Origin of the sequence: Methylacidimicrobium tartarophylax, from assembly GCF_902143375.2 — a bacterium.
Lineage (GTDB): Bacteria > Verrucomicrobiota > Verrucomicrobiia > Methylacidiphilales > Methylacidiphilaceae > Methylacidimicrobium > Methylacidimicrobium tartarophylax.
On the sequence record NZ_CABFVA020000026.1, the window covers coordinates 40567 to 50797 of the forward strand.

A 10231-nucleotide genomic window follows, 5' to 3' on the forward strand; every position below is an offset into this window, starting at 1 on the left:
CGAATGCTCTTCGACTACCATATCCATACTCCGCTCTGCCGTCATGCCGTGGGGCATCCAGCCGAATATGTCCGGCAAGCCCGGGAGGCCGGTCTGGGCGAAATGGGATTTAGCGATCACAACCCGATGCCGACCGCTTTCGACGATTGGAGGATGGGGCCGGAGGAGCTGCCGCTCTATCTGGCCCTCGTGGAAGAAGCGAGGGCTTCGGCGGGAGACCTTCCGATCCGTCTCGGGCTCGAGTGCGATTTTCTCCCCGGCTATGAGGATCATATCCGCTTTCTGGCCAAGCAAGCCGACTGGGACTACCTGATCGGCTCCGTCCACTACGTGGAGCCCCATTGGGATATCGACAACCCGGCGAAATTGGCCAAATGGGAAGAAAAGCCCGTCGAAGAGGTCTGGCGGCTCTACTTTGCGGCATACGCCCGCATGGCCGCCTCGGGGCTCTTCGATTTCCTCGCCCATCCCGATCTTGTCAAAAAGTTCGGACGGAGACCCCCAGGGAATCTGGATGACTACTACCGCGACGCGGTCGACGCCATTGCGGATGCGGGATTGGCGATCGAGGTGAGTACGGCGGGGCTCCGCAAGGAAGCGCAAGAGATCTATCCGGCGAAACGCTTCTTGGAGATGACTCATCGCCGCCACATCCCGGTGCTGCTCAGCTCGGATGCCCATCGTCCCGAGGAGGTCGCTTACCGGTTCGACTTGGCACTCAGCCTGGTGCGGGAAGTGGGCTATGAACGGCTCCTCCGCTTCGAGCGGAGAAAGCCGATTTCCGTGGCGATCGGATAGCGCGAGACATGACGGCGGGCCGGAAGCTGGCCGAGGAAGAATTCCTCGTGAACGATCCGGCCGATCGGGCCCGGTTCTTTCTCGGAAAGCTCCTGATTTGCCGATCTCCCGAAGGCCGGGTCAGCGGTCTCATTTGCGAGACCGAAGCTTACGGGGGAGCCGAAGACAAAGCCTGCCACGCCTACGGAAACCGCAAGACGCCTCGCACCCGGATGCTCTTCCGTGCCGGAGGAGTTGCCTACGTCTACTTCTGCTACGGCATGCACCACCTGCTCAACTTCGTGACAGGTCCCGAAGGGATTCCCCAGGCGGTTCTGATCCGGGCCATCTGGATTCAGGAAGGCCATGCCCTTGTTCGGGAGAGAAGAGGTACCGTGCCGGAGCGGGAATGGGCCAATGGTCCGGCCAAGGTTTGCGAAGCTCTGGACATCGATTTGGGGCATAACGGCCTCTCCCTCCACGGCAATACGGTCTGGGTCGAAGACCTCGGGTTGGTTGTCCCGGAGAAGCAAATCGTGCGCACGCCAAGGATCGGGGTCCGCTACGCGGAGGAGTGGGCCGAAAAGCCGCTCCGCTTTGTCTGGCAGCCCAAGGCGTGAGCCGCGTTGTGCATCCAGGCTAGGAGGCTAGGATCGCCCGTTGCGTGCCCGAGCCTCCTCAGGCAGGCCCTCGAGCGCACCTTCCGGCGATCGGGCGAGCTCCCGCGGCTGGGGAGGGAGGGGCAGAAGCTGCTCCTCGCCTTTGCGACGGTGGCAGACGAGCCAGAAGATCTGCGGAAGTACGACGAGGCTGGCGATGAGGCAAAAGCCGATCGAGAGCGTCATGAGAAGACCAAGGCCGAAGAGGCCGCGGTAGGAGCTGATCATGAGCGACCCAAACCCGATTACGGCGGTCATTCCCGAGAGCAGGATCGCCTTCCCGGTGCTGCTGGAAAAAAGTTCGGCTCTCCCGCTCTCACAGAACCGGTCGACCGTATAGATGCCGTAGGCGACACCGGCGCCAATGGCGAGGGGAAGCGTAATGATGTTCGCCGGGTTAAAGGGGACATGAAAGAGAACCATGGTGCCGAGGGTCCAGAGGACGGCCAGGCCGAGCGGAAGGATCGCCAGAAGGGTATAGCCCAGATGCTGGAACCGGAGGAAGATCACGATCACGATCGCGAGGAAAGCCCACTGCGCCGCCTGCACATAGCTGGATCGCAAGAGCTCGATGTATTCGTAGTTCTGCACGGGGGTTCCCGTCACATTCGGATCGACCGTCCGCAGATCCCGCACGAAACGGACGTCGGCTTCCCGGTTCCAGACGTTTTCCTTGGGAAGCACCTCGATCAGGATCTTCCCGTGCGGGGAGAGATAGCGGTGCGCGATCTCCGGAGGGAGATCCGCCACGGTCACCCCTCGGCTGGTGTCCTGGGTCCGCAGCCACGAAAGGCCGCTCTGCATCGATCCGAATACCCGCTGATTGGCATTGCGAAGCCGGGAGTTGAGTTCTGCGGGCGAGAGATTTGCCATTGCGCCTTCGAGATGCTCCAGCGCGGGGATCAGCTTGCCGAAGATCTCGACCGCATCGCGTGCCTGTTGGGCTAGAGCAACGTACCGCTTGGCCGCTGCCAGACCTTCTCGCGACTTCGCCAGCAGCTCTTGCACGGCCGTTTGAACTTGCTCCCCCTTGAAGGGCGGAGGCTCCCGATCGACCGGAATCGACTGGATCCGTTGGACAATGCGGCGGACGATGGTCTGCTTCTCCTCTTGCTTTTCCGGGAGGACGGACGAGAGCGAGTGGACCTCGCCCACGGTGGGAAGCGATTCGAAGGCGGCGATCCGCTTGGCGGCCTGCTCGGAATTGTCCGCAATGGAAAGACCGAAGAGAAAAGCCCGGGCGGGGGAGTTGACGAGCGCCTCCTCCTCCTTCACGGATTCGAGCGTCGGATCCTGAAGGTTCAAGAGGTTGTAGTCAAAACCGACGCGCGGCGCAAGCCAAGCCGCCCCGGTCGCTATCAACAGTGCGCCGATCAGGATCGTTCGGGGCGCGCGGAAGAGAGCCCGATTGAGCCACGGCGGCGATGACCAGTTCGAGCGCAGGGCGGTTTCCCGGAGAGCCCCGGAGTCCTTCTTGCCATCGATCCAGGCGTATGCCGCGGGAAGCACCAGAAGAGCGCCCACCAAGCAGAAGAGAATCCCGGAGCCTGCAATGATCCCGAATTCCCGAAGACCGATGAAGTCGTTGAAGCACATCGTGAAGAAGGCGAGGGCGGTGGTGCTTCCCCCGGTCACCACGGCGACTCCCGTATGGGCCGCTGTCACCTCGAGCGCCTCGCGAACGGAGAGGCCGTTCGCCAACTCTTCCTCGTATCGGCCCATGATTTGAATGCTGAAGTCGATCCCCATACCGAGCACCATTGCTACGAATGCTTGGGAGATGATGTTCAGGTGGCCGATGACCAGAACCGCGAACGCCAGCGACCAGAAGAGCGCCATAACGAGGACGAGCAACCCAAGCCCGGGCCGGCGAAGCTCCCGGTAGCTGAGGAGGAAGAGAAGAGCGACCAGGCCGAACGCCAGCTCCGCCGCATGGATACTGTCCACCGAACTCTGATCGAGCTGATCCTCGTCGAGGACCGGCTCTCCCGTCAGCCCGAAGGAGACCTCCGGATAGTCAGCGCCCAGGTACTTGATGATCTCGCGGATCTTGCGAATCGTCTCTGTCCGGGCAGGACCGTCCGTGGCGTTGAATCCTGGCGCAGCCGTTACGAGAAAAAGATGGCCATCCTCGTAGGAGATATACTCGTGATCCGCGATCAACTTCTGGATGTCATCGGCTCGAAGGCGGGCGAGATCGGTGTCGGGAGCATTCCCTCCCTGTTTTCCATTCGTGACCGTTGCCGCGCTCACCGTCGGAGCCGGATTCTGGGCGACCGCATCCGCCATCTCGTTGAGCATGTCGACAAACCGGCCGATGAAAGGCTTGAACTCCGTCCAGTTCTCTTTCTTCCGCAGATAGCTGGCCTGGAACTTCTCATTGGCTTGGGAGAGCACTGAAGCGATGTTGAGCTTCATCTTCGGCTGCGCCGCCAAGGCATTGATGTAGCCACCAACCTCGGTTTCGATCTTGGCGAGCTCTTCGAGCTCCAGAAAGAGGAGGGCCCTCTTCTCCAGTCCCGAGAAATCAAACCGATAGGTCACATCCTGGACGAGAGGCTCCAGACCCTTGAGCTGCTCTCCGAGCGCCTTCGCCGCGCGCTTGTTGGTTTCCGGATCGGGAGAACGGATCGTGACAAGATACTCCTCGGCGGCACGAAATTCCTGCCTGTAGGCGAGGTAGTTGCGGTGAATGGGCGAATCGGCGCGGATCAGCGCATTAGTATCGTTGATCACACGCAGGCGAGTTGCCACCACCCAGGCTGAAAAGCCGGTGACGACCACCGCGGCTAAAAGCACGAGGCCGGGAAATGCGACCGCGAGCCGCATCAGGCGAACCAGGAGCCACTGCAAGAGTCTCTTCATCTCTTCCGAATGACACCGCTTCCGAAAAGACGCCCCAGGGCAAAAACTTCCAAGATCGATCGCCTCCTCAAGCGATGAGCCGATGGCGGCTCGTTTTCCAGCTATGGCCGTCTATGTTCGATTCAATGCGAAAGAACGGCTCGGTCTCGGGCACTGGATCAGAAAACCGGCTGTTCGGCAAGGAGCGACACAACCCGTCGCGCTACGACGGAATTCCGAACCATGTTGCGGCAGGGTAAACCATCGAAAAACGGAGGAATCAGCGCCTCCCTCCGCTGCACCTTCCACGGCATCATCTTTTACTCTTTCAGATGGCAACCATCCAGGCAAGAGCGAAACACATCACTGTCTTTGCCTTGACACGGCGATCCATAGTCGGTATCGAAGAGAACCGGTAGGTCGATGACGGCCCTGGATACCTCCGTACTCGTGCTCAACCGCCTCTGGCAGGCGGTGAATCTCTGTTCCGCCCGGCATGCATTTGGGCTTCTCTATCAAGGACACGCCCATGTCGTGCATGCCGAGGAGAGCGACTTCTACTCTCTGGACTTCGCGCACTGGGCGGAACATTCTCGCGATTATGCCGGAACCGACGTTGTCCACACCGTATCCGCTCGGCTTCGAGTTCCTCGTGTCATCCTGCTTGTTCTTTTTGAAAGGATTCCGAATAAGGACGTGAAGTTTACCCGGCGTAACGTCTTTGAGCGCGACAACCATACCTGCCAGTATTGCGGCCACCGATTCGACAACCGCTCGCTGAATCTCGATCATGTTGTTCCACGCGAGCGTGGAGGTAAGACAGTCTGGGAAAATATCGTCTGCTCCTGTATCTGGTGCAATAGCCGCAAGGGAAATCGCACGCCGCAGGAGGCGGGGATGAGGCTCCTGCGCAGGCCACGTCGGCCCCGCTGGCGCCCGCTCGTCGCATCCGAGACCGCCGGCGTCCCCGAGGCTTGGCGACGGTTCGTCGATGTCGACTCCTGGACGGTCGAGCTCAGTTAGCTTGCCTGTCTCACAAGCGTTTTCCTGCGGCTTGCGAAATGGACCAGTCTGCTTCGTTGGCCTTGCATCCAGGCCCATCCGCCGCGCCTCGGGTACGAACTTTGTGAGACAGGCAGGCTTTGCCGAGATGGGGCCTAGCCAAAGCTCTAGTGGCGGAAGTGCCGCCGCCCCGTGAAGACAAGGGCGAGTCCGCGCTCATCCGCCGCGGCAATCACCTCCGGGTCCCGAATGCTTCCTCCCGGTTGAATCACCGCCGTCGCCCCCGCGTCCGCGGCGTGGAGAAGAGAATCGGCAAAGGGAAAGTAGGCATCAGAGGCGACGGCACTTCCGGCCAGAGAGAGGCCGGCATGGCCGGCCTTGGCAATCGCCAGGCGAGCAGCGTCGACGCGGGACATCTGGCCGGCTCCGATTCCGAGGGTTCGATCGGCCGCCGCAAAGACGATGGCATTGGAGCGCACATGCTTGCAGACCCTCCAGCCGAACTCCATTGCCTCCCACTCCGCCGGAGTCGGAGAGCGGCGGCTGGCCACCTGCCGACTCTCGGTGGAAATCGAAGCGGTGTCAGGCTCTTGAGCGAGGACCGAATCGCCTAGGATCGACCGGAAGGAAAATCGGTGACGCGGAATCTGAGCGAAGTCGGCGGAAAGGAGCCGCAGATTTTTCTTTTTCTGTAAAAGCGCCAATGCTTCTCGATCGAATTCCGGCGCCACCACTACCTCGGTGAAAATTCCCGAGAGGGTCTCCGCAAAAGAGAGATCGAGGGGACGATTCACCGCAACCACTCCTCCGAAGGGAGCTTCTCGATCGGTCGCCAAGGCTTTTTCCCATGCTTCCCGAAGCGTGTCGGCCGAGCCGATTCCGCAAGGGATGCCGTGCTTGAGAATGGCCACGGTCGGCCGGTCGGTAAAATCAGCGAGAAGTCCGACCCCGCTGTCAATATCCAGCAGGTTGTTGTAGGAGAGCTCCTTCCCGTGCAACTGCTGGAAGTGGCGCCAGAACTCTCCGTAGAGGGTTCCTCGTTGGTGAGGGTTTTCCCCATACCGGAGCGCTTGGCCGTTCTCGAGCGGCAGACTCCAAGCGGAAGGAAGCTCGGTAATCCCGAAGCGTTCTTGCAGATAGCCGGCAATCGTCGCGTCGTAAGCGGAGATATGCCCAAAGGCCTTGACGGCCAGCCGCTGACGCAATTTGAGGCTCGTCTCCCCCGATCGGACGATCTCCCCAGTGACTTCCTCGTAATCCTTGGGATCGACCACCACCGTCACATGACGGTGATTCTTGGCGGCGCTACGAGCCACCGCACAGCCGCCGATATCGATCTGTTCGATCGCGTCCTCGAGGCTCACGTCCGGCCTTCGAATCGTCTCCCGGAATGGATAGAGGTTGACCACCACGAATCGAATGTCGGGAAGGCCGAAGGCTCTCCGCTGGCGATCCTGTTCTTCATCGTCGCGAAGCCAGAGGATGCCTCCGTGGATCTTCGGATGCAGTGACTTGACTCGACCGTCCAAGATCTCGGGAAAACCCGTGACATCCTTGAGCTCCTGTACGGCGACGTGCGCAGCCCGAAGGGCTTTTGCCGTCCCCCCGGTGGCGAGGATCGTGACGTCGGCCTGGGTGAGGGCCTGAGCGAACGGGACGAGCCCTGTTTTATCCGATACGGAAATCAGCGCGACGCTCATGGGTTCCTGCTTGGCGAGGCGGAAATGCGATAATGGCGAAAGCGAAAGACATTATGCCAGGTCTTGCGCAAGGCCGCTTGTGCCTTGATGTAGTGCTCTTCGCGCTTCACGGGCCCTTTGCGAAGCGCGGCAAAGACCCCCGCCACGGAGAATTCCTCCGCCTCCAAGATCACATAAGCGGTCCCGATCGCGTCGGCCTCGTGAGAGTCGCTCGCCGCCACCATCGGAAGCCCCCGCGCCTTGGCGCTACGAAATGCTTGCCGATTGCTCCGGCGCAACGTAGCCGCCGCGTTAAAGACCTCGATCGCGTCCACAGGCAAGGTGTCGAGCGTCCGGCTACGGATCCCGGCACGAAAATAATCGAACGGATGCGGGGCGATCGAGAATCCCCCTTGGCTGCGGATCAGGGCGACGGCCTCCGCAGCCGAAATTCCATGGAGATCCGGCAAACGCAAGCCCAGGGCCAGCAGATGACCTTCCCGCGTGCTGATCTCCTGACCCGGAATGACCAGGAATCCATCGACCGGAGTCCCCTCGGGGCGAAGCAGGCCCTTCGACTCAAGATAATCGACTCCCGCGCAGCTATTGTGATCGGTCAGGGCAATGGCGTTCAAGCCCTTCTGCCGAGCGACACGGATCAACTCCTCGGGCGGAGCGACCCCATCGGCTGAAAAATAGGAGTGGCAGTGGAGATCCGCTCGAATCTGCATATCCGTCCCTACCATACCACAGGGGTGTCAGCGAACTCCAAGGTCTTTCGCTATCAGTTTCCTGTGCCCATCCTTCTCTTCGCTTGCGCTCCCTTGCTCGGTGCGCCAGCATGGGCGGTAGTTCTCGGAAACGTTGTTCATGGCCCCTTCCCCCCAGCCACGCCCGCTTTCGGTGGAGGATTGTCCGAAAACGGCCGGATCGATGGGCGAGCTCTTCGATTCGGTCGCGCAGCACTACGACTTTCTCAACCATCTCTTGAGCCTTGGGACCGATTGGTGGTGGAGAGAAAGGGTTGCCGCCTCCGTGCGCCGGCGCGGACCCCAGCGGCTACTCGATCTCGCGACCGGTAGTGGAGACCTCTTGCGGCTACTCGAGCGGCGCATTCCCGGACTCGAGGAAGCTTGGGGGGTGGACGTTTCTCCCTCGATGCTCGCCGTGGCCCGCGGCAAGGGTCTATGCCGCTTGCTCCAGGCCGATGCTCTGGCGCTGCCCTTTCCCGATGGGAGCTTCGACGTCGTTACCGTCGCCTTCGGGCTGCGCAACTTTCCGGAACGAGGCCGAGCCTTTGCCGAGATGCAACGCATCCTCCGGCCGGGAGGGGCTGCTTTCATCCTCGAATTCTCCCGTCCCTGGGCCTGGCTTGCTCCGGCCTATTTTTTCTACCTCAGGTCGATCCTTCCGGAAATCGCCCACCTCTTCGGAGCGCCACGCGAAGCCTACCGGTATCTCGCCTCCTCGATCGCCGCTTTTCCCGGGGCAGAGGAGCTCGCCGAGGAGATGGAGCGCGCCGGGTTTGGCTCCGTCCGCTTTCAGCGGCTGACCGGTGGGGTGGTCGCCCTGCATGAGGCAGAGGCGGGAGGCGTCGGAGCCGTTCCCGAGCAGAGCGACCAGAGTCGCCGCTCCTCTTCCGGAACGAACTTTGTGAGAGAGGCAGAGTAAAGGTCTGCCCCATTCCCCTCGACCGTTGCCAATGCCATGGGCGAGTAAGAAAGGCGGATTTCTTTCTCTGGAGAAGGGAGAGAGAGAAACTTTCTCCTTGCCGAAGCACGGGTCGCCTCGTTATGTTGCATATAAGTCTGTGAAGGTTCGCTTGCTGTTATCCCTATGGTCACCCCTTCGGGAAACAGTTCGGCATTAATTAACCGCCCCATTCAAGGGGTTTCGTCTACCGAGCCGTCTGTTCGGCGCGCCTAGGGGAATACCACAGCACCGAGTGAGTATCCCTATGCATTCTTCTCTTTCCTTTCGAGATTTTCCTCTGGGAACCAAAATTTGGCAAGCAGTCGAGGAGGCCGGCTACACGAAACCGACTCCGATTCAGGCGGCGGCCATTCCCCCGATTCTCGCCGGACGCGACCTCATCGGCATCGCCCAGACCGGGACCGGAAAAACCGCGGCCTTCACCTTGCCGATTCTCGCCAAGCTTTGTCCGGAAGGGAATATCCCGGCGCGCAGCGGTACCCGGGCGCTCATCCTGGCTCCGACACGAGAGCTGGCGGCGCAGATCGAGGAGAATGTGCGGGCCTATGGCAAGCACCTTCCGCTGCGAATGGCCACGGTTTTCGGAGGAGTAGGCGGACGACCCCAGGTCGCCGCTCTGCGCTCCGGCGTGGACCTCGTCGTGGCGTGCCCGGGCCGGCTTCTGGATCTGCTGGAGCAGGGGTACGGCAACCTCTCCCGGCTTGAGTTTTTGGTCTTCGACGAAGCCGATCGCATGCTCGACATGGGCTTTCTGCCCTCGATTCGCAAGATCATGAAATGGATCTTGCGCAAGCGTCAGACTCTGCTCTTTTCGGCCACCTGTTCGGCCGAGATCGAGGCTCTTGCCCAGGAATTCCTCATTTCGCCCGAGGTGATCGAGATCGGTCGCCGGGCCAATCCGGTAGAGACGGTCAAGCAACTGGTCTACGAAGTTGCGGCATCCCGAAAAGCCGATCTGCTCTGTCGCGTATTGGAGGACGCCGAGTTGCAGACCGTGCTCGTCTTTTCTCGGACCAAACATGGCGCGGATCGGATTGCGAGGACGCTCGAACGCGCCGGAGTGCGGACGGCGATCATCCATGCCAATCGCTCCCAGAGCCAGCGGACCCGGGCCCTAGAGGTTTTCAAGGCGGGACAGGTCCGTGTCCTTGTGGCAACCGACATTGCCGCGCGCGGGATCGACGTGGCCGGTATTTCACACGTCGTCAATTTCGATTTTCCGGCGACCGCCGACGACTATGTTCACCGAATCGGTCGGACGGGACGCGCCGAGGCTACAGGGGATGCGATCAGCTTCGTGACCCGGGAGGACTTTGGCGCTCTCCGGGCGCTGGAACGTTTACTCGGTCGGAGCCTCGAAAGGAAGCGGATCGAGGGATTCGCGCCGGAAGAGTCTTCTCGGACTCCCTCCATCGGAGGGCGAGAAGGAGCGGCTCCCAGACGCTCCTCTTGGAGAGGTCGGCGGCCTGGCGGCCTGCGTCGTAGGCGCTTGGTGCCTCAGACCTAGCTTGCATGTCTCCTAAGAGTTCTCCTGCGGGTTGCGCTTAATCACGCGCA

Annotated in this window: 9 protein-coding genes; 5 read left to right on the plus strand and 4 right to left on the minus strand. The window is 61.1% G+C overall.

Translation table 11 applies throughout. The features are described from left to right. Positions 1-3 precede the first annotated feature (3 nt). Positions 4-798, plus strand: coding sequence for a histidinol-phosphatase HisJ family protein (locus tag MAMT_RS03690; RefSeq protein WP_142659664.1), 795 nt, complete (start codon positions 4-6; stop codon positions 796-798). Between the two features lie 8 nt (positions 799-806). Next, positions 807-1397 (plus strand): DNA-3-methyladenine glycosylase, encoded by a 591-nt coding sequence (locus tag MAMT_RS03695; protein ID WP_142659665.1) that lies wholly within the window; start codon positions 807-809, stop codon positions 1395-1397. A gap of 27 nt (positions 1398-1424) precedes the next feature. Here MAMT_RS03695 and MAMT_RS03700 read toward each other — a convergent pair whose 3' ends face one another. Further along, complete coding sequence (locus MAMT_RS03700) at positions 1425-4301, minus strand: MMPL family transporter (RefSeq protein ID WP_142659666.1); 2877 nt, start codon at positions 4299-4301, stop codon at positions 1425-1427. A gap of 158 nt (positions 4302-4459) precedes the next feature. Then, positions 4460-4597, minus strand: coding sequence for a hypothetical protein (locus MAMT_RS11290; RefSeq protein WP_178086902.1), 138 nt, complete (start codon positions 4595-4597; stop codon positions 4460-4462). A gap of 106 nt (positions 4598-4703) precedes the next feature. Between MAMT_RS11290 and MAMT_RS03705 the strand changes: the two genes are divergently transcribed. Further along, positions 4704-5303, plus strand: a complete 600-nt coding sequence (locus MAMT_RS03705) for an HNH endonuclease (RefSeq protein WP_142659667.1) — start codon at positions 4704-4706, stop codon at positions 5301-5303. Between the two features lie 146 nt (positions 5304-5449). Here MAMT_RS03705 and purH read toward each other — a convergent pair whose 3' ends face one another. After that, a complete protein-coding gene (gene purH / locus MAMT_RS03710; RefSeq protein ID WP_142659668.1) occupies positions 5450-6982 on the minus strand; it encodes a bifunctional phosphoribosylaminoimidazolecarboxamide formyltransferase/IMP cyclohydrolase in 1533 nt (510 codons plus the stop codon). Continuing rightward, positions 6979-7692: a CehA/McbA family metallohydrolase gene (locus tag MAMT_RS03715; RefSeq protein ID WP_142659669.1), complete on the minus strand. Its 714-nt coding sequence runs from the start codon at positions 7690-7692 to the stop codon at positions 6979-6981. The genes purH and MAMT_RS03715 overlap by 4 nt, the downstream gene beginning before the upstream one ends. A gap of 139 nt (positions 7693-7831) precedes the next feature. Here MAMT_RS03715 and MAMT_RS03720 point away from each other — a divergent pair, with 139 nt between their 5' ends. Next, entirely contained in the window at positions 7832-8632 is an 801-nt protein-coding gene (locus MAMT_RS03720) for a class I SAM-dependent methyltransferase (RefSeq protein ID WP_246186509.1), read from the plus strand. A gap of 286 nt (positions 8633-8918) precedes the next feature. Further along, entirely contained in the window at positions 8919-10181 is a 1263-nt protein-coding gene (locus tag MAMT_RS03725) for a DEAD/DEAH box helicase (RefSeq protein ID WP_142659670.1), read from the plus strand. Positions 10182-10231 lie beyond the last annotated feature (50 nt).

What these genes read in the sequence shown, in the direction of transcription:
- MAMT_RS03690 (WP_142659664.1), top strand. Translation starts at nt 4, where the DNA reads ATGCTCTTCGACTACCATATCCATACTCCGCTCTGCCGTCATGCCGTG.
- MAMT_RS03695 (WP_142659665.1), top strand. Translation starts at nt 807, where the DNA reads ATGACGGCGGGCCGGAAGCTGGCCGAGGAAGAATTCCTCGTGAACGAT.
- MAMT_RS03700 (WP_142659666.1), bottom strand. Translation starts at nt 4,301, where the DNA reads ATGAAGAGACTCTTGCAGTGGCTCCTGGTTCGCCTGATGCGGCTCGCG.
- MAMT_RS11290 (WP_178086902.1), bottom strand. Translation starts at nt 4,597, where the DNA reads ATGATGCCGTGGAAGGTGCAGCGGAGGGAGGCGCTGATTCCTCCGTTT.
- MAMT_RS03705 (WP_142659667.1), top strand. Translation starts at nt 4,704, where the DNA reads ATGACGGCCCTGGATACCTCCGTACTCGTGCTCAACCGCCTCTGGCAG.
- purH (WP_142659668.1), bottom strand. Translation starts at nt 6,982, where the DNA reads ATGAGCGTCGCGCTGATTTCCGTATCGGATAAAACAGGGCTCGTCCCG.
- MAMT_RS03715 (WP_142659669.1), bottom strand. Translation starts at nt 7,692, where the DNA reads ATGCAGATTCGAGCGGATCTCCACTGCCACTCCTATTTTTCAGCCGAT.
- MAMT_RS03720 (WP_246186509.1), top strand. Translation starts at nt 7,832, where the DNA reads ATGGCCCCTTCCCCCCAGCCACGCCCGCTTTCGGTGGAGGATTGTCCG.
- MAMT_RS03725 (WP_142659670.1), top strand. Translation starts at nt 8,919, where the DNA reads ATGCATTCTTCTCTTTCCTTTCGAGATTTTCCTCTGGGAACCAAAATT.